Origin of the sequence: uncultured Cyclobacterium sp. (genome assembly GCF_963977555.1) — a bacterium.
GTDB lineage: Bacteria > Bacteroidota > Bacteroidia > Cytophagales > Cyclobacteriaceae > Cyclobacterium.
In genome coordinates this window covers 38,746-62,759 of the sequence record NZ_CAXBPD010000024.1, presented here as the reverse complement: position 1 = coordinate 62,759, position 24,014 = coordinate 38,746, and the positions used below count along the sequence as shown (strand labels likewise).

17 protein-coding genes are annotated in these 24,014 nt (G+C 38.9%); 11 read left to right on the top strand and 6 right to left on the bottom strand.

Annotated features, from left to right (window positions below; all coding sequences use genetic code 11):
- The first annotated feature begins 262 nt into the window (after window positions 1-262).
- Window positions 263-1,495 (top strand): hypothetical protein, encoded by a 1,233-nt coding sequence (locus AAC073_RS22245; protein WP_339926026.1) that lies wholly within the window; start codon window positions 263-265, stop codon window positions 1,493-1,495.
- An 85-nt stretch (window positions 1,496-1,580) separates the two neighbouring features.
- Here the strand turns inward: AAC073_RS22245 and chrA are convergent, their stop codons facing one another.
- Together chrA and AAC073_RS22235 are read right to left on the bottom strand one after the other, a co-directional pair.
- Window positions 1,581-2,795: a chromate efflux transporter gene (gene chrA, locus AAC073_RS22240; RefSeq protein WP_339926025.1), complete on the bottom strand. Its 1,215-nt coding sequence runs from the start codon at window positions 2,793-2,795 to the stop codon at window positions 1,581-1,583.
- Between the two features lie 9 nt (window positions 2,796-2,804).
- A complete protein-coding gene (locus AAC073_RS22235; RefSeq protein ID WP_339926024.1) occupies window positions 2,805-3,785 on the bottom strand; it encodes a 2-oxoglutarate and iron-dependent oxygenase domain-containing protein in 981 nt (326 codons plus the stop codon).
- Window positions 3,786-4,022: 237 nt separating this feature from the next.
- Here AAC073_RS22235 and AAC073_RS22230 point away from each other — a divergent pair, with 237 nt between their 5' ends.
- Window positions 4,023-4,790 carry a hypothetical protein gene (locus AAC073_RS22230; RefSeq protein ID WP_339926023.1) on the top strand — a complete coding sequence of 256 codons (768 nt, stop codon included), beginning with the start codon at window positions 4,023-4,025 and terminating at the stop codon, window positions 4,788-4,790.
- A 16-nt stretch (window positions 4,791-4,806) separates the two neighbouring features.
- Here AAC073_RS22230 and recO read toward each other — a convergent pair whose 3' ends face one another.
- A complete protein-coding gene (recO, locus tag AAC073_RS22225) occupies window positions 4,807-5,493 on the bottom strand; it encodes a DNA repair protein RecO (RefSeq protein ID WP_339926022.1) in 687 nt (228 codons plus the stop codon).
- Window positions 5,494-5,504: 11 nt separating this feature from the next.
- On the bottom strand, window positions 5,505-6,083 hold the full coding sequence (locus AAC073_RS22220) for a thymidine kinase (protein WP_339926021.1): 579 nt from the start codon (window positions 6,081-6,083) through the stop codon (window positions 5,505-5,507).
- A 572-nt stretch (window positions 6,084-6,655) separates the two neighbouring features.
- On the opposite strand from AAC073_RS22220, the gene AAC073_RS22215 reads away from it, so the two are divergent.
- Together AAC073_RS22215 and AAC073_RS22210 are read left to right on the top strand one after the other, a co-directional pair.
- Window positions 6,656-7,753 carry a hypothetical protein gene (locus tag AAC073_RS22215; RefSeq protein WP_339926020.1) on the top strand — a complete coding sequence of 366 codons (1,098 nt, stop codon included), beginning with the start codon at window positions 6,656-6,658 and terminating at the stop codon, window positions 7,751-7,753.
- The gene (locus AAC073_RS22210; RefSeq protein ID WP_339926019.1) at window positions 7,753-8,442 is read left to right on the top strand and encodes a hypothetical protein; all 690 of its coding nucleotides are present in this window, start codon (window positions 7,753-7,755) and stop codon (window positions 8,440-8,442) included. The genes AAC073_RS22215 and AAC073_RS22210 overlap by 1 nt, the downstream gene beginning before the upstream one ends.
- Window positions 8,443-8,469: 27 nt before the next feature.
- Here AAC073_RS22210 and AAC073_RS22205 read toward each other — a convergent pair whose 3' ends face one another.
- Both AAC073_RS22205 and AAC073_RS22200 read right to left on the bottom strand, forming a co-directional pair.
- Complete coding sequence (locus tag AAC073_RS22205; RefSeq protein ID WP_339926018.1) at window positions 8,470-10,332, bottom strand: hypothetical protein; 1,863 nt, start codon at window positions 10,330-10,332, stop codon at window positions 8,470-8,472.
- A gap of 4 nt (window positions 10,333-10,336) precedes the next feature.
- Window positions 10,337-11,434, bottom strand: coding sequence for a DUF5009 domain-containing protein (locus AAC073_RS22200; RefSeq protein WP_339926017.1), 1,098 nt, complete (start codon window positions 11,432-11,434; stop codon window positions 10,337-10,339).
- A 75-nt stretch (window positions 11,435-11,509) separates the two neighbouring features.
- Between AAC073_RS22200 and AAC073_RS22195 the strand changes: the two genes are divergently transcribed.
- From AAC073_RS22195 to AAC073_RS22165, 7 genes are all read left to right on the top strand, one after another.
- A complete protein-coding gene (locus tag AAC073_RS22195; protein ID WP_339926016.1) occupies window positions 11,510-14,122 on the top strand; it encodes a family 20 glycosylhydrolase in 2,613 nt (870 codons plus the stop codon).
- Window positions 14,123-14,577: 455 nt separating this feature from the next.
- Window positions 14,578-15,105, top strand: a complete 528-nt coding sequence (locus tag AAC073_RS22190) for a sigma-70 family RNA polymerase sigma factor (RefSeq protein WP_146948178.1) — start codon at window positions 14,578-14,580, stop codon at window positions 15,103-15,105.
- A gap of 639 nt (window positions 15,106-15,744) precedes the next feature.
- Complete coding sequence (locus AAC073_RS22185; RefSeq protein WP_339926015.1) at window positions 15,745-17,127, top strand: hypothetical protein; 1,383 nt, start codon at window positions 15,745-15,747, stop codon at window positions 17,125-17,127.
- A gap of 1 nt (window position 17,128) precedes the next feature.
- A complete protein-coding gene (locus AAC073_RS22180; protein ID WP_339926014.1) occupies window positions 17,129-18,586 on the top strand; it encodes a hypothetical protein in 1,458 nt (485 codons plus the stop codon).
- 154 nt (window positions 18,587-18,740) lie between these two features.
- Entirely contained in the window at window positions 18,741-21,935 is a 3,195-nt protein-coding gene (locus AAC073_RS22175) for a TonB-dependent receptor (protein ID WP_339926013.1), read from the top strand.
- 17 nt (window positions 21,936-21,952) lie between these two features.
- Window positions 21,953-23,431: a RagB/SusD family nutrient uptake outer membrane protein gene (locus AAC073_RS22170; RefSeq protein WP_339926012.1), complete on the top strand. Its 1,479-nt coding sequence runs from the start codon at window positions 21,953-21,955 to the stop codon at window positions 23,429-23,431.
- 93 nt (window positions 23,432-23,524) lie between these two features.
- Window positions 23,525-23,938, top strand: a complete 414-nt coding sequence (locus AAC073_RS22165) for a sulfatase-like hydrolase/transferase (RefSeq protein WP_339926011.1) — start codon at window positions 23,525-23,527, stop codon at window positions 23,936-23,938.
- Window positions 23,939-24,014 lie beyond the last annotated feature (76 nt).

Below are 24,014 nucleotides of genomic sequence, written 5' to 3'. Positions count from 1 at the left end.
TTTTAAAACTCAAAATTTAAGTGGTATTTTTTTTTATAATTGTCTACTTACCATATGGTTTAACAAAATGGGGCTAGAAATTAGAGGTTATAAACTTTTAGCTTTTTCGTCTAAAATAAGGGTATAGTTTTTTATTTACCATGGTAGCGTATAAAAAGATAAAACTATCTTAATTTATAAGTAGTTTTGTTTAACATGAATCAGTGAGGTTATTGGTTAGGGCGTTGATTGTAAGAATGTCCATTTCACAAACAGTCGAAAAATGAAGAAATCCTGGATTTTAATTTCAATGCTTAATTTTTTTATTGCGGCGGTTATGGGCTTGTTGCTTAGGGCTGTTTTTGTCTGGGAATTAAACTGGCTGGAATACAAGAACATGCTACATGGTCATTCTCATGTTGCCCTTTTAGGATGGCTATACATTGGTTTCTTTTTAATGATCCACGGTAGGTTTCTTTCCAAGGAAATGGCTTCAAAACCCATCTATTCATGGCTGTTTTGGTTGACTCAAATGGCTGTAACTGGTATGATGATAGCCTTTCCTTTGCAAGGCTATGCAGGATTTTCAATATTTTTTTCTTCCCTACATATTCTTTTAAGCTACCTTTTTGTTTTCAGGGTATGGAAAGACCATAAAAAGGAAGATTTACAAATAAACCTCTTATTAAAAACCGCATTAAGCTTTCTTGTCCTATCTACACTGGGTGTTTGGGCGGTCGCTGTGATTATGGGATCTGGAGGTGGTGGTGGGATACTTTATCAGATAGCCATTCAATTTTACCTACACTTCCAGTTCAATGGCTGGCTATTGTTTGCTCTTATAACCCTCGTTTTAAAAGACTTCAATCCTGTCTTTTCATGGTCAAGTTTTCGTATTGTTTACTGGTTGACTTTAAGTAGCCAAATTTTAACTTTTGCATTGGTTTTGTTCTGGGCCTATCAGTGGAACTGGGCTTATTACATCAATGCTCTCGGGGTTCTTATTCAGTTTATTGGCTTAGTGGCAATTGTAATTTCCATTAGACAAACTGCGCTAAAATCATTATTTACTTTCTCATCACCAGCGAAACCATTTTTAATTCTGGCTTTAATAGTAGGACTTATTAGGGTGGGCTTTCAATCGCTGCTCGTAGTGCCGGTGCTAGCCGAAATGGCCGTTTTTCTTCGTGTATTTATCGTTGGTTTTATTCACCTTAATATGTTAGGGTTGTTTTCTGCATACTTGTTGTTCTCCTTTTTTAATATCCATGCTTCAGGATCTTCTGTTGGCGTATTAAAACCAGCGATTTGGCCATTTTATGTAGGGTTTATAGGTTCTGAAATGTTATTATTTTGCCAAGGTTTATACATATGGCAGAAATGGGGGGAGTTGGCCTATTTCCATGAAGGCATGTTTGTACTCAGTTGCTTTTTACCTTTAGGGATTTTTATTTATATGTACCTATTTCATCGGAGCAGTCACAATAGCGTTGAGATGAAACCAATTGAGGTATAATACTTCTCCCCTCCTTGGCATTGAAATACCTAAGTGATTTAAAGAAGGCTTATTATGAAAAAAGAACGACTTCTTCCCAATATGCTTAAAGTAATACATTATTAATAGTCCATTGGTAAATCAGTCCTATTCCTGCTCCAATTACGATGATCAGAGGGGAGGGAATTTTACTATACCTTAATAAAATATAAGTGCCTATGATAATCATTATATTGATGAAATTATTTTCCATGGGTTCAAATAAAAGGTAAGCTGCGGCAATTAACATTCCGCAACTGACAGCATTTATACCCTCTAAAGCAGCTCTTACAGGCCGGTATTTTTTCAGGGCGTCCCAAAATCGAATCACGAAAAAAATAAGAAATGTACCAGGTAAAAAGATACCTGCAGCGGCGATTAGTCCGCCAGCAATCATGCCTGTGGCTCCCCATTCCCTCATAGACAAAGCGCCTATATAGGAGCTTATACTAAAGGTTGGTCCCGGAATACTCTGAGAAATGGCATAGCCAGTCAAGAATTCTTCTGAACTTAAGTAGTTTTTAAACTCCACAAATTCCGTATAGAGGTAAGGGACTAGCACTTGTCCTCCTCCGAAAATTAGAGACCCATTTCTGTAAAAATTCTCAAATAATCTTACCGGCAAAAATCTTGTGTAATGTCCTAGAATAGCTGCAAGAATTAGCACTCCCGCCCATAAAATGAAATTAGACCAAGAAACGTTTATTTCCGATTTCTCTTCAATTATTGGTTGTTTGTTGTAGTTATGTGTGGTAATTAAACCACCTACAAGCAGCATGATGGGGAAAATAAATGGGGAGTTGTAAAAGAAGGCGATAAAGGCTGCAATCATCATTAAGATGGCAGCTTCTACCGTATGGATCATTTTTTTAATCGTGATCTGGGAAGCGTAGATAATGTATCCAATCGCCATGGGCTGAATGAATTTTGCAAAGCCCAGCTCTCCTTTGGTGTTGGACTGCAGGTACTCTATCAAAAAGGCTGTGGCGATCATTAAAATGGTAGCAGGCAGCACCCATACCAGTAAAGAAAGATAAGCTAGAAGTGGCCCACCAACTCTAAAGCCTATTGCAGATATGGTCTGTGTAGAAGTAGGTCCTGGCAATACCAAGCACAGGGCATTTAATTCCAGCAGGTCCTTCTCTGTGATAAAACCTCTTTTTTTGACCATGATATCTAAAACCATGGCCAAAAAAACTTGCGGTCCCCCAAAAGCGGTCAGAGAAAGTACGAGCACATCTTTCAGATATATATAATACCGTACCTTCCTGATGTCCGTCATAGGAGTATTTTATTTTTTCAGGCCTAACTCTTTTAATCTTTCCTCCAAAAACTCACCAGCGGTGCAATCCTCAAAGGCCTTTGGATGCTCCTCATCTATACACGAATCAAGACAACTCAAGTCCATTTCTGTGCGTGGGTGTAAGAAAAATGGAATGGAATACCTACTAGTATGCATGAGCTCTCGTGGTGGATTTACCACTCTGTGGATGGTTGATTTGAGCTTTTTATTGGTCAATCTTTCCAGCATGTCTCCGACATTTACGATCAATTGATCGGGTAAGGCTGTGATAGGGATCCATTTCCCATCTCTTCGCAAGACCTGTAGGCCGTCAGCACTGGCTCCCATCAATAAAGTGATAAAATTAATGTCTCCATGTTCGGCAGCGCGTACAGCATCTTCTGGAATTGAGTCGGTATCCTCTATAGGGAAGTAGTGAATCGAGCGTAAGATTGAATTTCCATGTTCAATTTTGCTATCAAAATAACTTTCTTTAAGTCCTAAATTTAAGGCAATGGCTTGGAGCATGATTTTCCCAGCAGCCTCCAAAGTCTGAAACGCCTTTAAAGAAGTTTCTTTAAATCCAGGGACTTCTGATGGCCAAATGTTTGGGATGTATTCTTCTTTTACGGGATCGTCATTTGAAATCATGTCAAGTGGTTGACCAACATGGTAAAATTCTTTCAAATCACCGGTGTTCCTGCCTTTTGCATGTTCTTTTCCCTTACCAGCATAGCCCCTTTGAAAGCCCATTTCTGGCTTTTCATATTTAGATTTTATCTCTTCTGGTAACAAGAAAAAATCCTTAATAGTAGCATACAAGTCATCTTGTAGGCTTTGGTCGAGGCCATGATTTTTTATAGCCACGAAACCTATGTTCTCGTAAGCTTCTCCTAGTTTCTTTACAAAGGCAGCTTTTTTACTTCTGTCGCCAGAAACAAAATCTTCCAAGTCAAGACATGGAACCTCTTCAAATAAAATTTCGCCCATTTGATTTTTAAGTTTGATGCAAGGTAATTTTTTTATTGTTAAAAATAAATACCTTTGAAGCCGGATTACGGAATAGATTTTCAATTGGTGACTGAAATTGAAAGAAATGTTAATGTTGAATGGCTAGGACCGAAGCATGTAGTATTAAAATAGGAAATAGCCCGTTTAGTAGTGTTTTCTCGAAATATTAAAATAGTTGATGTATCTTTTTCGTTAGATTTTTATGAAAAACCCAATATGAAATTTCACCATAATTGTATCGGACTAGCACTTGTAATAGTAGCCATTATTTCTTGTGATTCCTCAAGTAATAAATCAGAAAACACGAGCGACCAACAAGTCACAGATTCAATTGCCTCAGTTGAAGAAACAGTCGAAAATATTGTCTTTAAACAACTTCAAGCTGAAATGAATCCTGATGCTATGCTGGATATTTACAACCCTATAGGGAATGAAAATTTCAAGGAGGGGAAAGTTTCTTTTTCTTTTAATATTCGAAACCACGGCTTAGGTAAAGAAAATCCATTGATGTTATCAATAAATGGAGCCTCTCCAAAACCGTATAGTATGCCCAATTTCCTGATGGATTTAAATAAAGGCACCTACAGGGCAGTGGCTTTTTTACTCAATGAGCAAGGTCTGGCTTTGAAAGAATATGGTAATTTTTCTTCAAGAGATTTTACGGTGGGAGATTCCAGGCCTTTTCCTGAGGACGATGTCCCTTATCTTGTTTTACACCTTCCAGGTGAGCAACAAACTTATGCGCCAGCAGAAACGGTGGTTGTTGACTTTCTATATTTGGGGGGAGGACCAGCAAATGATGGTGTGAAAGTGAAGATTGAAATAGATGGGCAGGAGTATTTCACGCAAGAGATAGCCCCTGTGGAATTGTCAAAGCTCCCAAAAGGACCTCATAGCTTAAAAATAAGTCTGGTCAGTGCGGCCAATGACCAAGAAATAAGCGGTGTCTTTGCTAGCGAAACTCGTAATATTACAATAAATTAAGTAGTAAGGATTTATTTTAGGAGAGCAGGGTTCGTAAGACGGACAAAGATTTTATTTCTCCAAATCCGTCCATATGGATTTTATAAAATAATATCCAATCGTCTAACAATTGCCTTTTGGCATTGCCTGGAATCACTGGCGGAGTTTGGTCTTCACTTTCTAAGATTTGATCCAGAAATTGTACCTTACTGTTATAAGTCCTTCCTGATTGATCAACGGGGAGTTGTAAGTAAAAATCTGTAGCATCTTCAGGCTCAAAACCCAAATAGCGGGAAGTGCTGATCAGAAAGTATAGCGGGAATAAAGCTGGTTGGTAATGTTCCCCATCTAAGGTTAGGATTTCCTTTCTGAGATGGTCAAAGAGCAATTCATTCTGATAGTTGTCATAAACTACCTTTCCCATTATTTCTGCCACAAACAGGCTTATTCCGGACCGAATAAAGTCAAAAGGAATCCGCTGAAAACTACTGTCTGATTTTATTTCAGCGATTCTATTGATGTTGGCATTTTCTTTATCGTATACGACAAGATCAACAAGTGTTAAAGGTTGGAAAAGGGCGACTTTAGAGGAAGATTTTGAGCTCCTCACACCGTTTACGACATAGGATTTGAGGCCTAGTTCCCGGGTGAATATTTTGGTGATTATTGATGTTTCCCTGTATTTCGTATATCCAATTACTATACCAGTCGTTTTTTTCAGCATTGGGCCATTACCTAAAGGTCATAAAAACATTTGCGGCATCGGGCCTCATAGCTTTCTTTCTCTCCCAGCAGCACTTTGTTTTTGTCCGCCGAAAGTCTGTAACTAAAAGAAGCAAGATCACCGCATTTCATACAGATAGCATGTACTTTAGTGACATATTCTGCAGTTGCCAATAGTTGAGGCATAGGCTCAAATGGTTTGCCTTCAAAATCCATGTCCAGTCCGGCAATGATTACCCTTGTACCCGCATTTGCTAGTTTTTCTACAACAGGAATAATCTGAGCATCAAAAAATTGAACTTCATCGATCCCTACCACATCACAATTTCCCGCAAGAAGCAAAATGTCTTCTGCGAATTGTACGGGGGTGGAGCGGATAATATTTTCATCATGTGAAACTACATTGTTTTGATCATACCTTTTGTCTATGGCCGGTTTGAAAATCTCGACTTTTTGTTTGGCTATTAAAGCCCTTTTTAAACGTCTGATCAATTCTTCCGTTTTGCCCGAAAACATTGAACCACATATTACCTCTAGTTGACCCTTTGGTCCTTTATTACCGGTTTTTCCTAAAGTTGGTTCAATAAACATAAATTATGGATATGGTAAAAAATCTTGCTAATCGATTTGATCCAATATGGCGTTTGGATCAATACCGATATAAATTTGAGTAATGTTTAAACAGCCAAAATTAATTGATTTATATTTATTAATAAAAATTATAGGAATATTAAGCATCAGAATATGAAATGGACAGCCCAAGTCCCCTTCAATAACGGACGAAATTGCAGGTAAATCGGCTAATCCAAACAGTACTAGAAGGTTTTAGGTTACAGCTGTTTCTGTTTTACATGTATTTTGTTTATTTGCAGCAAAGCTAAGAAGGCAAGATTTTATCAGCGAAATGCTACCATAGCTTAGTGCAAAGCCTTATACCAGATTCATTTTCATTTAAAATTAAGTTTTAAATGAACTCCAATAAGAGTGTACAAGAAAACCCCTAAGTGTTTGGTGCTGAATGGTTTTATAATTTAGTGTAGGTGTCCTTTATTCGTTTTAGAAAGCTGGAAGTGGATTTGGCGTTTACAATTCTTACAGCTTCTTTATTTAAAGAATAAATTACATAACTTTACCTCTGTATAATAGGGAGAAATTCAAGTAATATGACGAAACAAATGATTTTAGATCAGGATTATATTGACAGTTATTCCAGAGATTTTTCTCAAATAATCTGCGACAATCATTATACCCATAAAAAGTACATCAGGGGGCAAGAAATAATTGAGCTAACCCATTCTTATCAACTTAATTTAATGGTTATCAGAGAGCTTTTTGAGGACTGGCAAAAACAAACCGATTCATTCTCTAAAAACCCATATTTTGATTTCCAGGACGATGTGGTAAAAGAAGCCTTGTCCACTTTTATGAATGTGCTTTCCAGAGCCATTAAAATTGAAAAGATAGCCTTTGAGCCTTTATTGGCACGGGCAGTTGGAAAAACCATTCTTCTTGCTGTGGATCCTGTAAATTTCATGGAGTCAGTTTTAGAAAAGGAACATAAAGAAAATGCTTCCTATGTAAAAGAATTGAAAAAGTACATAAAATGGTACCCGGAGTCTTGGATACCTGCGGCAGAAGAATGGGCAGCAGATTCAGGTAGCCTTTTTTGGAAACAAAAATTGTATGAAGGGTTTGAAAAAGAATCAGATGATTCGCCTCAACCTTTAGCCCTGCTTTCGCCTTTGCAAGAAATATTAACCTTAAATTTTGATAGGCTATTCAAAGCCATACCTGAGGAAGCCAAATCTGAAGTTATGGCTGAAGAGGAAAAAGAGGTAGAAGAAGAGCCTAAACATTATATTGTTGAAAAAACTGAAGTAATTGCGGAACCGCAGGAAGTTGAATCCTCAATTCCTATTCAAGAAGAAGAACCCCCAACTGAAAAGCAAGTTGAAACGATAGACCCGTCAATTGTTTGGGCCAAGTTTGATGCTGAGGAAAACCCTTATATGAAAGGAAGTATTTCTCATTTGAAAGAAGGTATGGGGATCAATCAGCGCATAATGTTTACCAAAAGGCTGTTCCAGGGCAATCCCGATTTGATGGATCAAGCCATTTTCGAGTTAGATGCAACGGATAGCTTTTTTGAAGCCATTGATTTACTTAACCGGAGTTTCGTTTTGAGCCTGAACTGGGACATTCACTCTGAGGAAGTGACTGAATTACTTCAGTTGATTTTCAGAAAGTATGACGAAGTGTAATGGAACTAAGGAATCATTATGCCAAATTGCATGATTCAGCGCTGGTCACTATAAATAAACAGGGCTTTTCTAAAGATGCTGATTTAGATAATCCAATGGATCTAAGAAGGGGTTTGACGTTGCTTCTTAGGCCTAATAGACAGGTGAAAGAAGCATTCGAAGCGTTTATCCTAAAGGCTCAACAAGTTCTTCCTGAACAATATTTTTATCAGGCAACTGACCTGCATGTCACCGTTATGCCCATCATCTCATGTTACACGGGATTCTCTATGGAGAAACTTGACCTGGATAATTACGATAGCCTTATTCAAAATGCCTTGGAAGGAATAAGTAAAATCGAACTTAACTTTGAGGGAGTGTTTGCCTCACCGTCTTGTTTAATTATAAAAGGTTATCCCTTAAATGATGATTTAAATCGGTTTAGGCAAAATCTCAGGAATTGTTTTGCTAGCTCGAATGTGGAGCAGTCGTTGGACAAACGCTATAAATTGGTGACAGCACACAGTACCGTGGTAAGGTTTAGGAAGTCCGTAGAAAAAGCGGATACGGTTTTAGCTTTAGTGGAGGCTTTTAGCAATTATAAATTCGGACGACAGCTATTTGACCAAGTCGAATTTGTTTTCAATGATTGGTACCAGCGAAAATCAATCGTTAAGACATTGAACACCTATACACTTCCCTTTAGTTAAATTTAATAGCAGAAGTTATTCAAGCTATTATTTGGGTTGGACCGATACATTGTCCACAAAAAATCTCCCCAAGGGTTCTTTTGTATCCGTTCCAGGTAGTGGAGGTTCAATGTCTTCGTTTGGAGTTTTTCTATTGGGCAGGTCTCTGTATTCCCCAGTTCTAAAGGAAATCCGCTCAACAGATTTTACAGCTTCTGTAAGGGGTAGTGCTTTGCCCACAAGCTTTCCATTCCAATAAAAGTCAAATTGACCATAAATACTTGCATGTATGTCCAATTTCACACTGTTCCATTTATTAAGGGTGACCTCTCCTAAATTAACTTCCTCATTTCCTGATAAATAGGTAAGATTTCCCGATGGGGTCAATTTTAATCGGATAGGTCGGTTACCAAACTGGTCTGTAATGTCCATTTCCAATGTGCCTTTGTTGGCAGCTGGCACCATAAAATCCCAACTGATGGTTACATCTTGGCTGGTCTCAAATACCCTTATCGCTCTTGCATAATCGTAAGGATCTTCATCTGAGAGTTGCAATGCCATTCCATGTTCTCCTGTTAAATTTACCACATTGACAGGAGCCCATTTGGGGGAATATATGTTCCAATTCGGGATAGCTCCATTCTCAACAAGCTGGTTAAAGTCATCTGCAACAGGGCCATTGGCAGTGTAACGAATAGGGGTTGGCACTTTACTTACCCACATGTCTTCTTTATTCATGCTGTAGGTAAGCCACATGTCATCGCCAGGAGGGTTTCCATTGCCTTTTACGATGCCTCTGACATAACAGGGGCCAAAATCTTTCCATCTCCCATAAAATCTTCTGGGTGGGACTTCACCTTGAACCAAAACCATGTCATCAAAAATCACTCCGTCATCTGAACTGATTACAATTAGCGGGTAACGGTATTCGTCTATGTCTACAGGATTATAGATCAGGGCGTATCGATCGTCTTCAGTCTGCTGTCCCCAAACTTTTCCCCCGGCCATAGTAAGGGTTGGTGCCTTTACGAATTTAGAAAAGTGTTTGCCGCCGTCGTCTGATAAAGCAGTTACTGATCTTTTCCAAAAGCCGACTATTTTTCCATCTTTTCGGGAATAATAGGAAAAGGCTTCGCCTCCACGCTCCCCGGAATAAAACCCATCTAAACCATTGTCTTCATCCCGCCACTGCAAGGTGATTAGCGTGTCGGAAAGTAATTCCTCACAAGCAGCTACAAATGCTTTGTCACCAGCTGTTTTGTAAAAGGGAAAAGAGGTATTTGAAGCATTCCAATCAGTATGGCTATTGTACCTGATAAAATAAATGGGCCCATAACTGCCATCCTTTTTTACTTCTCTAACAACCCTTCCAATACCACCTTTTTCAAATGGATCTTCCGTATGTCCATAAAAAGCTATGGTCAGTAATTTGCCATTATTGCTTGTGAAAAACCCCATTCTTTGATGCATCATATAGCCATCGTATCCTTCTGGGATTTTGATCCCAGCAGGGGGTTGATAGGGAGGGAATATAACTTCTGGTTTCGACCAATTTCTACCATCGGTGGAGGTGGTCATTAAAGTCTGTCCAGGAGCAATGTGCTCATCTACCGGGTTACTTAGGTACTGCTGATAAAACTTCCCTTCCCAGTAGGCAAGGTTGGAGGCATGATTGTAGGTCCAACCAAAATCATCAGCCCATTCAGGGTTGGTTCGATTTACCCGTAACGTTTGCCTGCTATCTACACCTATTGCGTACCTCAGTCTGCCCTCATGTTTATCTGGGTCAATACTGTTGCCTCCTATATAACGTACTGGCTCATGGGGACTGCCAGTTTGTCCAATACCTGCGAAAGGTAGGCCAAACAGTAACAATACAAGGCAATAGAAACTAAGGTTACGGGAAAGCATTGGATTATAGTTTAATGAAGATCTTATTCTTAAACAGCAAGTATGCAGGAATGAAATTGAGCATTACAAACAAGATGGCATACAGCATACTTACAAGTTTGACGGGAAGTCCTATGCTAGTAAAAGCAGCTATAAAATACATGTTGAGGGATTGACCACCTATCTCAAGCGTGTAAAAAATTAATGACAACACATCTGCCAAAACATAAACGGTTATGGCATTGGCGCCAAAAATGATTCCAACCGAAGTGCCTTTCTTTTTACCTAGAATATCTACCACAAAATAACTTGCGCCTAGAGCAATAAATCCTGCTCCACCTGTGATCAAAGTAAAAGAACTTGTCCATAGGTGTTTGTTAATAGGGAAAACCTGTGCCCAGAGTAAACCAATTAAAACCAATACTAACCCTATGGACATCAGGTAATTTGATTTTAGATTTTCACCTTTTACAGATAACAAAATTTTACCGGCAAGAAGCCCCAGAATACCTGTAACAATTGCTGGGAGAGTAGTAAAGAAGCCTTCTGGATCCCATGTTACTTCCCACATTCTTCCTGGCAAGAACATTCTGTCAATCCAAGCCGCTAAGTTTCGCCCTGGCTCGAGCATAACCACTCCTTCATCTGGAGTAGGGATCAAGGTCATACATAACCAGTAAAATACAAGGATTCCTCCACCAAGGTAGGCTTGCTTTTTCCAGCCCACATTTAAAAACAAAAATGAACTTGCTAAAAAGACAATTGAAATTCGTTGTAAAACCCCAGCGATCCGCATGTTTGAAAAATCAAAGTCGGGAATAAGATTTAAAAATATTCCGAGGACAAAAAGCTTTAATGCCCTGGTAATAATTTTTTTGTACATTCCCCCCTTGGGTATGCCTTCATCCAGCCTTTTAGAATAGGCAAATGCTACTGAGACGCCTACCATGAAAATAAAAAATGGAAAAATGAAATCTGTCATGGTCATTCCATTCCATTCTGCATGCAGTAAAGGTGGATATACATGGCTCCATGATCCTGGGTAATTCACCAAAATCATGGCGGCAATTGTAAAACCCCGGAGTGCATCCAGAGATATTAATCTAGTAATTGTAGGCTTCATACAATATATTTTTTTATTTAATAGTCAATTTAATACCATGAGGTGTAATAATAAGGCTACTTAAACATGTTAATTATGAATAAAATCACTCGGATCGTTTCCTTATTACTTTTATTAAATTGCTTTTTCGCCTGTCAATCTGCACCAGATTGGAATGGGGCTGTTGATGATATTTATATTGATTGGGGAATAAAAAGTAACTTTACGGCCGAAGAGGGTCAATTTGAAGCTAGTTTTGGAATTGAAAACCGCAGCCAATTGACCCTCGGAGAAAATGGCTGGGCTTTGTTTTTTAGTATGTCCCCAAGGGGTATATTGTCCACTCAAAATGCCAACATTACCCACCTTAACGGAGACTGGTACAAACTGACTCCAGAAGAAGGATTCTCCTTGTCTCCAGGTGAGCGCATTGAGATTCCTTATTTGGGAATCGAGGGGGTCATTAAAGAGTCAGACGCTCCAATGGGTTTGTATTTTGTCTTTTACAGTGAGGATGGAGAATCTGAAGAAATTGTTGCTGTAAATAACCTTGAAGTTAAGCCTTTTATAGAAGACCAACAGCGCTTGAGAGGGACCATGGATGAAGAAGCTCCTTATTCAGCCGAAAGTCAATATGAAAGCAATGCCAATCTAGTGAAATTGAATAAGGAAGACTTATTCCCAATAATACCTACTCCTTATAAAGTGATAGAAGGGGATGGTGAATTTTCAATCGATGAAAAAACGACCATTGGCTTTGCAGATGGACTTTCAAATGAAGCAGAATACCTTGGTGAGAAGCTCAGCTCCCTTACTGGTGTTAAATTTTCAAGTCAAGCCGGTACTACCGACAATCAGGGAATAATATTAAAGCTGGCAAATATTGAGGTCAATGGGAAGAAAGAAGAAGCTTACCAAATGGATATCGACCAAAATGGGGTAACGATTTCAGGGACTGATCCTGCAGGTGTCTTTTATGGTGTGCAAAGTTTATTGGCTCTTTTAGGAAACGATGCCTATTTAAACCCACAATTACCGCTTAGCTTACCTTTCGTTGCTATAGCTGATTCTCCAAGATTTGGTTTCAGAAGTTTGCACATGGATGTAGTAAGAAATTTTCAAACCAAGGAGACCATTAAAAGGACCCTTGACATTATGGCGCATTACAAGCTCAATCATTTTTTATTTTATACGACAGAAGATGAAGGATGGAGATTGGAAATCCCGGGCTTACCTGAACTTACTGAGGTAGGTGGCCAAAGACAACACGCCAAAAGTATGTATGAACCTTCAGTGCATCCAGGATATGGATCTGGCCCTTTTTCTTATATGGAAGGCAAGCATGGAAGTGGGTTCTACACAAAAGAAGAATTCATTGATATACTTGAATACGCCAAAGACAGGCACATAACAGTGATTCCAGTATTGAATTTCCCCGGACATGCCAGGGCAGCCATTAAGTCTATGGAAAAAAGGTACCTGAGATTAATGGAAGAGGGTGATACCGAGGGAGCGGAAGCTTATCGTCTCATTGATCCAGAAGATCAATCTAAATACATGTCTGCCCAATCGTTTAAAGACAATGTAGTGAATGTGGCCAGTGCTTCCACCTACGACTTTTACCTCAAGGTAGTAGACGAACTAACGAAGATGTATGCAGAAGCTGGCTTGGAGCTTAAAAAGATGCATTCTGGTGGAGATGAAGTAGCCGAGGGCGCTTGGACTGCCTCACCTCAGGCCAAAAAACTTATGGAGAAGCTCCCTGAAATCAAAGATCCTAAAAACCTGCAAACTTATTTCTTCAGGACTTTACTGGAAAAATTGGCAGACAGGGACTTAGAAATGCATGTTTGGGAAGAAATGGTGCTGTTGAAAGATGAATCTGGTGTTTATTCACCAAATCCAGAATTCGTTGGGAAGAAAGTAGTTCCTTATATATGGAACAATATGTTTGATTATCCTGATTTGGGCTATCAATTAGCGAACATGGGCTATGATGTAGTACTGTGTAATGTATCCAACTTTTACTTTGACTTGGCGTATAGCAATGATCCAGAAGAACCAGGATTGTATTGGGCTGGATTTGTCAATACCAAGAATGCCTGGGCCTTTGCTCCGTATGATTGGTTCAAAACAACCTATAAGTCTAGTATGGGGCGGATAATAGATCGGGAGGAAGAATTTAAAGACATGGTAAGGATCAATCCAGATGCCAAAGATAACATCATCGGACTGGAAGCGCAGTTATGGACTGAAACTGTGAAAGGTAGGGATATGGCGGAATACTATATGTTTCCTAAAATGCTTGGCTTTGCAGAAAGTGCTTGGGCTGCGGAGCGTGAATGGGAAAAAGAAGCGGATTTGGTTAAAATGGATCAAAGCATTGCTAAGGGCTGGAACCAATTTGCCAATAGAGTGGGGCAGACAGCATTCCCAAGACTTAAATGGTGGAATGGTGGTTATAATTATCGAATTGCTCCTGCTGGTGCCAAAGTTTTGGATGGAAAGTTGTATGCCAATGTTAATTTCCCTGGCTTACAAATAAGGTATACCACTGATGGTACTGAGCCTACAATGACAGCTAAAGAATATACTGGGCCGGTAGAGATCAGCGGAGAAATTGTTCTCAAGGTATTTGATGACACAGGCAAGGGTAGCCGGGCCATAAAAGTTTCACCAAAGAATTGGGAGCTAAGAGAGAATAAGTAAAAGCTTAAAAAATCAGGTATAATTAATTAATGTAAGGTTTTTATAACCTGACTCATGCAATGTAGTAGACACAGGACAAAATTCTGTGTTTATTACATTTCCCAATAGTCTTAACCAAGCTAATAAAATGGAGCAACATATAATTAGTTCTGAGAAAAGGGGGGTATTTAAAATGAAAACTTGAAAGGTTAAATTTTAACACAATTTTAATTTTTTGGTAATATTTCAAGGGTTTTGATAAACTATTCATTAAATTTTCTTTAATTTTTCCATAAGACATTCATTTACAATTATTAGTGATTTAATTGTTTTCGCAAAATGAAGATTTAAATACGTGATTTGCGCAGAATTTTCCGATTTATTCCTTGATATTCATAAATAATTAGGCGGTCGTAAAGAATTATATATTCTATATGGTCACCAAATAATTTATCAAAACAATAAATAAATGGAATATGGAGCAACCTGACAAAAAAGTAATGGATGGTTTTCGAAATGGCGACAAAAAAGCTTTTGAAGAAATTTACCAATATTACAGAATCCCCGTGATTCGCTTTAGTGTTTCCATAATTAAGGATGAACAGGAAGCGGAAAATATTTATCATGAAGTATTCATGAAAATTCTCAAAAGGAGAAAAAACATCAAACCTGAATTGAATTTTAATTCTTATGTTTTCACTTCTGTAAAAAATGAGATTTTCGACTACTTAAAAGCCTTAAATAAAAATAAGACTTTGAAAGAACAGTTTTGGGAAAGAATTCATCAGCAGGAAGATGATTGTGGACAAGTGAAAGAGGAACAACTGACCAAAATGGAAAGTATTATTGGCAATCTTTCGCCGAAAAGGAGACAAATTCTTGAAATGAATTATTTTGAGAAAAAATCTTACAATGAAATTGCAGATTTATTGATGATTTCTAAGAATACTGTAAAAAATCAATTGGTTAAGGCAAAGTTCATCCTTCGTAGAGAGATGGAATAAAGGGCTGAAATATTTTTTTAAACTTTATTGGAAACCCTAAAGGCATTTTTATAAATTTATTTTTTATCCGTAAACGTGTTGAGCATAAGTCATTTAGAGTTCTTGAAATTTTCAGGCCTACTAGTTAATTAATGGACACTGACTAATTTTAACGAGAAAATCTTTCGTATTAAAGATTATTGTCTGTTCCGATTGGAATTAAAGGTGAGGTGATGCCCTATTGTGTAAAAAACAGCACTTTCCTCAAAACTTAGCGCATTATTTTTACCTCCTTTAATCTGTATTATTGGAAGATTTATACTTATAACATCTTCAGCATGAGAATTAATGGTAAACTTGCAATGAGTGTTGTGAATTACATTTTTAAGTAGTATCCCTGAAGCAGCACAGCCTTTTCATTCCCATAAATCAGTACTTTTTGGATGGTTTTCAACATGAATTTTGTCATCTAAAAGGGATCTTTTAAGTCATAAAAATAAAAATTGGCAATATTGTATCGGTATTGCATGTAAAAGTATATGGATTCGATTGTTTCAGGTAATATATTTAGTATTTGCATGTTTATTCAATATTTATGTCATTTAAAGTATGAGCCGTTTTAATAATATATTTCTCCTGTTTGGGTTGTTAATCTTCTTTATGACCGGATATGGATTTGATAGCCATTCACAAAGTGAATACATTGGTAACAACAGGGAGCTATTTGTAGATGATTTTTTGATTGATCGTTTGGATGGAGCCACGTTAGAGATGCATGCTCCAAAGGATGAAGGAATAGCATTTACCTTGGACAATCCCTGGGAAGGTAAGTTTTCACTGTATTCTACCATCATTAAAGACGATTCCATATACAGGGTCTACTATCGTGGATTGCCGGACGTAAAAGAAGGCAATGATAGGGAACTGACCTGTTATGCAGAATCCAAAGATGGAATAAACTGGTACAAACCGAGTCTCGGAATTCATGAAATCAATGGGTCGAAAGACAACAATGTGATTTTAATTGATAAAGATTTGACGCATAATTTTAGTCCTTTTTTGGACACCAATCCAAATGCAAAAGAGAAGTACAAAGCCTTGGCTGGAAAAAAGGCAACAGGATTATATGCCCTTACCTCAGAAGATGGCATACATTGGGTCAAAGCTAAAAATCAACCGGTTTTAAATGAAGGGAACCTGGATTCCCAAAATGTAAGCTTTTGGTCTGCTAGTGAAAACAAGTATTTGGTATATTTTCGAACATCAGATTCTGGTTTTAGATCAGTAAGCAGGGCTAGCTCCCTCGACTTTACTAATTGGGACGAAGGAGTAGAGATGAAATATGGGGCAGCTCCATTGGAACATTTGTATACCCAACAGACCAGTCCGTATTTCAGGGCTCCCCAAATATACCTAGCGATAGGAGGTAGGTTCATGCCGAACAAACAAGTGGTCACTGATGAGCAAGCTGCACAAATGGGTATTGACCCAAATTATTACAAGGCTTGTTCGGATGCTTTTTTAATGTCCTCTAGAGGAGGTGCTGTTTACAATCGCTATTTTATGGAATCCTTTATACGGCCTGCTATGGGTTTAAGCAATTGGGTTTCCCGTACCAATTACCCTGCATTGAATGTGGTGCAGACCAGTGAATATGAAATGTCTATCTATGTCAACCAGGATTACGCCCAATCTACGGCTCATATGAGAAGGTATTCCATGAGATTGGATGGTTTCTCTTCATTAACTGCTGGATATGGTGGTGGTGAAATGATTACTAAGCCATTTGTATTCGATGGCAAAGCATTGGAACTGAATTTTTCCACCTCTGCTGCAGGAGAGGTCTTCGTGGAGTTATTGGATGAAAAAGGAAACAAAATCCCGGGTTTTTCCAAAGAAGAATGCCAAACAATTATTGGAAATGAACTGGCAAGAAATGTTTACTGGAACAAAAATACTGATGTTTCCAAGCTTTCTGGAAAAGCTGTCAGGATGAAAATATACTTAAAAGATGCAAACATTTATTCATTTAGATTTCATTAAAATGCAAGGATTCAAAAAATACTCATTACTCTTTCTCATGATTTTAATTCAAGGAGTAGTATTTGCTCAGGCTCCAAATATTGGGAGCAATAGAGAACTTTTTGTAGATGAATACCTAATAGGAGATCTAGATGGTGCCATGCTCAAAATGCATGAGCCAGTAGATGAGGGAGCTGTTATTAAATTTGAAAAGCCCTGGGAAGGTGCATTTTCTGCTTATTTCACTGTCATCAAGGACGGTGACACCTACAGGGCATATTACAGGGGGGTTCCGGAGGCAGGAAGTGATGGCAATGATGGAGAAGTCACCTGTTATGCTGAGTCAAATGATGGGATTAATTGGACCAAACCAGACCTGAATCAGTATACCGTTAAAGGCTCCAAAAAGAACAATGTAATATTGGCAAATGCTGCACCGGTTACCCATAATTTTAGCCCCTTTTTGGACCGTAACCCGGAAGCAAAAAATAGGGAAAGGTACAAAGCGCTGGGAGGAACTAAAGACAGTGGATTGGTAGCTTATGTATCCAGTGATGGTAAAGTGTGGCAGAAATTACAAGAACAAGCAGTATTTACCAAAGGAGTGTTTGACTCCCAAAATGTGGTGTTTTGGTCCAAAAGTGAAGAGAAATATGTTTGTTATTTCAGAACCTGGACGGGTGATGGTTACAGCGGTTTTCGTTCCGTAGGAAGAACCACCTCCAAGGACTTTGTCAATTGGTCCGAACCTGTTCAAATGAGTTTTGGGAACAAACCATATGAACACCTGTATACCCAGCAAACAAGCCCATATTATCGTGCGCCTCAAATATATTTGGCCATAGGAGCGAGGTTTATGCCCAACAGGAAAGTGGTTAATGATGAAGAGGCTAAAAAGCTAGGAGTGAACCCAAAGTACTACAATGATTGCTCTGATGCCGTATTGATGTCTTCAAGGGGTGGAGGTGCTTACCAAAGGCAATTTATGGAGTCCTTTATTAAACCCGGAATAGGTTTGCAAAATTGGGTTTCTAGATCAAATTACCCCGCATTAAATATTGTGCAAACTGGAGACACAGAAATGTCTATCTATGTTAATCAGGATTACGCCCAGCCAACTGCACATTTGAGAAGGTATTCCATGAGATTGGATGGGTTTGCCTCTTTAAATGCAGGATATGATGGAGGCGAAATGACGACAAAACCGTTTGTGTTTGAAGGGGCTGTTCTTGAGTTGAATTATTCGACCTCTGCTGCGGGTGAGATTTTGGTTGAGTTACTAGATGAAGATGGGAATAAGTTGCCTGGTTATTCTTTGGAGGAGTGTCAGCCCATTATAGGCAATGAAATCTCTAGAACTGTTTATTGGAATAAATCCAACGATTTGTCCAAATTGGCTGGAAAGGCAGTTAAAATGAGGATATATTTGAAGGATGCTGATGTCTTTTCTTATAAGTTTAATCATAATTCTAATAACTAAAATCACCTTATTTTTAAAATTAAAACCAAACATAAAACCAGTAATAGACTTTGTAATATTGTATTAATAATGTAAAAGAAAGTATAAGTAAACGGTTAATTCATATAATATCTTTGGTATGTGCATGTTTGTGCAATATTTAAATCATTATTATATGAAAAAATCTATACAAGAATTACGGCTATTTGGGCTAATGATCCTTTTTGTGATCATGGCCGGATCGGAGGGTTATTCACAAGTGGTAAGAGAAGTATCTGGGACCATCACAGATGCATCAGGAGAGTCTCTGCCAGGTGTGAATATCTTGGTTAAAGGCACCTCTATAGGTACAGTTTCGGATATTGATGGTGCTTACCGAATATCTGTTCCACAAGAGCGAAATATACTGATGTTTTCATTTATTGGATTTACCAGTAAGGAGATGAGTATTGGAAACAACAGTACCATTAATGTACAACTTTCCTCTGCTCTGTCTGACATGGATGAAGTGGTAGTCATTGGTTTTGGAGAGCAGTCTCGAGAACTCTTAACCACCTCCGTATCCAAAATGGATGAGCGGGTTTTAGAAAACATACCTTACTCCAATGCTGCATCAGCCATGCAGGGAACATTGGCAGGAGTTAGGGTACAAACAACGTCTGGGCAACCAGGAGCAGCACCAAGAGTAATTGTAAGGGGAGGAACCTCGATTAATAATCCCAATGGAGCAGCCCCTTTATATGTAGTGGATGGAGTGATCAGACCTGATATCAACAATATCGCGCCAGGTGATATCGAAACTTTCCAAGTGCTAAAGGATGCCGCCTCTACCTCCATTTATGGAGCAAGAGGATCAAATGGTGTAGTGGTAATTACCACCAAGTCTGCTAAAGCTGGTTTTGTTTCAGCTACCTATTCAGGAAGTTATTCATTGTCTCAGCCAGGAAGCTTATATGACCTCGCTTCTGCACGTGATTATTTAACCTTTGCCAGGAGAGCAATGCTTGTTCAAGACATTTTCCCTGATGCTTCTTTCAGAAACACCAACCCGGTAGGATTTGGAACAGGAAATGACTTGACCAATAATACTGCTTATACTACCCAGTATTTAACCTCGGATAACGAATACAAGCTGAATGAAGGGTGGGAAAGCATGGCAGACCCCCTAGATCCTTCCAAAACGCTAATCTTTAAGGACACAGATTGGCAGGATGTATTGTTCAGGACAGCTGCAATCCAAAATCACCACGTATCGGTTTCTGGTGGTACAGAAAAAGCGAAAGTGACAGCGAGTCTTGGGTATTTGGACAACCAGGGAATAGCAATTACCACAGGGTATAAACGCTATACCATGAATGTGAATGGAGATTTTAAAGTAAGTGACAAATTCAGCTTTTATGGAATTGTCAACTATGCAAATTCAAAAGACAATCAGGTAAACAGTATCACCAATATTTTTGCCAGGGCAATCACTTTACCACCAACAACCAAATACAGATTTGAAGATGGTACTTTGGCGCCAGGACAGGCACTGAGCGAAGGAAATCCTGAATATGTACTGAGGAATAGGGTGGCAGAAAACAGGTCGGAAAACTTGACTTTTTCCGTTGGCTCCAGATGGCAAATAACGCCGGAGTTAAGCTTCGACCCCCAATTATCCATTTATAATACAACTGATGATTCGTATAACTTTCAACCTGCTGTTTTAAATGGACCCAATAATCTAGTGGACAACAGATCTGCGAGTGCTTCGATTTCTAAGTGGAGACAAACACAAGTGGATGCAGTTTTTCACTATTCTAAAACAATAGGTGACGCCCACAATGTGAATGCAACAGCGGGTTATGCCTACTTTGGAAGAAATATTTCCTCTCTTAGCGCTTCGGGACAAGGAGCTTCAACAGATCTTATTCCTACTTTAAATGCTTCTGCAGAGCCGACTAGCGTAAGCAGCTCCTTATCGGATCAGGTTATCCATGGTTATTTCGGTAGGGTAAATTACGATTTTAACTACAAGTATTTAGTTTCCATAAATGCAAGGTACGATGGCGCATCTAATTTAGGTGCAAATTATAAATGGGGATTCTTCCCAGGAGTAGCTTTGGGTTGGAACATGCACAATGAAGATTTCTGGGAAGCATTGCCGCAGGATGTTTTTAGTAAACTAAAAATTCGTACCAGTTACGGTATCAATGGTAATATTGGGAACCTTGGTGATTTTTCCGCTCAAGGAGCCTATGGAGTAGGAGCAAGGTATGGGGGTTACGCAGCCATTCAAAACACCTTGATACCCAATCCTGAGTTGAAGTGGGAACGGTCCAAAACTTTGAATTTTGGAGCAGATCTTACCCTGTTTGACCGATTAGGGATTGTTCTTGACGTATATAGAAGAGTTACAGACAACCTGATTACCAATTTGGCCCTGCCACCATCTACTGGTTTTGGAAGCACCTTGACCAACTTGGGTAGCTTGGAGAATAAAGGAGTAGAATTGGAAGTAAATTTCAATGTATTGCCATCTGCTTCCGATTTCCAATGGAACCTGGCAGCCAATTTTGCCACCCTGCAAAACAAAATATTAAAACTCCCTGAAAATGGAGCGGAAAGAAATCGTGTAGGTGGATATTATGTTTGGGATGCGGGACTGGGTGACTATTCCTGGCAAGGAGGCCTTCAGGAAGGCGGTAGTCTTGGAGAGTATTATTCTCACATAGAACTGGGTGTTTATCCAACTGATCAGGATGCAGAAGGTGCACCAAGTGATACTTATAAAAGATATCCGGATACCTCATTTGGTGGGGATTATATATGGGACGATTTAGATAACAATGGGGTAATAGACGAGAAGGATAAGAAATATGTAGGAACTGAATTTCCAACCTTAACGGGAGGATTCACCAATACTTTTTCTTATAAAAATTTAATGCTTTCCCTTCGTATGGATTATACTGTCGGGCATACCATTTACAACTATGCACGTGCATTTATGGAAGGCCAATGGAAGTTGAACATGAACCTTACCCAAAATTTGGTTGACAACGGCTGGCAGGAACAAGGCGATGTGGCTACATTACCGCGATATGATTGGGAAAGTACCAGGGCCCAAATAAACGTTCATCCAAATCGCACAGGTCAAGGGTATTATGAACCCGGCGACTACCTGGCCATAAGAGAACTAAGTTTAAGCTATAATTTACCAAAAAGCGTATTAACGCCCATTAATTTGGAAAATGTAAGGCTTAGCCTGACGGGTAATAACCTGTATTATTTCACAAAATACCAGGGGCTTAACCCAGAATTTGGTGGTCAGGATTACGGACGATATCCAATTCCTAGAAACTTTATTTTTGGTCTAAATATTACCTTTTAATTTTAAATAAAGGAATCATGAAAAACTTAAATATAGCTTTAATTATAAGCCTATTTCTATTTGGATCCTGTTCTGATCTGCTGGATGTTTCACCTACTAGTGTGATTACCACCGAGTCTTTCTGGAAGACAGAAGGGGATGCAGAAGGTGCCTTAATAGGAATGTATGTCAACCTCAGAAGCATTTCTACCTCTACCTTGTATTATCTTGGTGAAGCAAGAGCTGATGTTGTAGCCCTTGGAACTGTAGGCGATGGCGGATGGGCTAAGTATTATACAAACCGCTTGCAGCCAGATGATGCAGGGCCAAGTTGGCAGAGTTTGTATACCCTGGTAAATAGTGCCAACCTGATCCTTAAGTATGTGCCAGGAATTGATTTTGCATCTGAAGACAGGAAAAACACCATCTTGGCGGAGGCATATGCCATGAGAGCGTTTACCTATTTTGTAATGACGAGAACCTGGGGCGATGTACCCTTACGTATGGATCCAACGGAAAGTGAAAATCCTGAGTTGACCCAAATTGAAAGAACCGCACAAAGCGAAATATTCCAATTTATTAAAGGAGATATTGATAAAGCAATACAGCTGTTTCCTGACAACAGTTACGCAGAAAACAGAATGTTCTGGTCCAAACCAGCTACCAACGCGCTTAAAGGAGAGGTTTACCTTTGGACCGCCAAACAAATGGGAGGAGGTAACGCTGATCTTCAAACAGCATTGGACGCATTGGTGGGTATTCAAACCACCGATGTGGACTTATTGGATAATTTTGCTGATGTCTTTGATTATGAAAATAAGGGTAATAAAGAAGTACTTATGGCGGTAAGATTCGCCGAACTCGAGTCTGCAGGTAATAATTATTTCAACGCCATGTATCTCATCGGGAGTGCTATCCCAGCCAATATATCCGCGGAGGCAAGGGAAACAATAGGAGCCATAGGTGGCGGGAGCAATAATATAGCAGTTCCTACAGCATACGTTAAATCCTTATTTACCAATGAAGATCAAAGGAAGGAGGCTTCCTTTTATGAAATATACACTATCGGGGAGAATGAGGCTTTGACTTATTACACAACAATAGTAACAAAGGGAAGTGGTACAGTAATAGGGGGTAGTAGAAATTTTATTGACGACATTATTTTATACAGGTATGCTGATGTTTTATTGATGATAGCTGAAGCCAAGAATGCTTTGGGAGAAGATCCTTCATTGGAGATTAATCAAGTCAGAATGCGTGCCTACGGTGATCAATACAGTGATTATGCCTTTACAACTGGTACAGTAGAAGAAAATGATGAGATCATTCTTGAGGAAAGGCTAAGAGAATTGGCGTTTGAAGGAAAAAGATGGTGGGATTTAGTGCGCTTTGAAAAAGCCATCCAAATGCTTCCTACCTTAAGTGAGAGGGATAATCCAGAACAAAAAATCCTGTGGCCTATCTCTACAAGTATTTTGAGTTTAGAAAACAAAATCACTCAAAATCCTGGATATTAAAAATAGGGGGTAAAGAAGTTACCAATAGGCTTGCATTAATATAGCCTATTGGTAAATTCCTTATCTTAAGGAAGATATAAATTCAGAAAGAAAATGATTATTAACCACTTGAAAATAGGGTTGGTGTTGCTTGTGTTTGGAGCTACCTCTGGGTGCAATTCAAAAAAAACGGCAAGTTCAAGACCAAATATCCTATTGATCGTTTCTGAGGACAATAGTTCAGATTTGGGTTGTTATGGTAATTCTCTTGTTCACACCCCAATAATAGACAAGCTTTCTGAAAATGGCGTAAAATTCCTTAATGCCTATACCACTTATTCAGTCTGCAGTCCCTCAAGAAGTAGTATTTTCACAGGCTTATACCCACATCAAAACGGGCAGATCGGATGGGCTACCCACTATTATGCACTTTATTCCGGGATAAAAGTTTTACCCAACTACCTTAAAGGAACGGGTTATAAAACAGGAATCATGGGTAAAGTTCACGTTAATCCTATCAACAGCTAAGCTAAGGCAATACACCTTTGAAATGGATTCTATAAATACCCTTTATCCTGATCATAGTTACCGAAAGGTTGAGGGG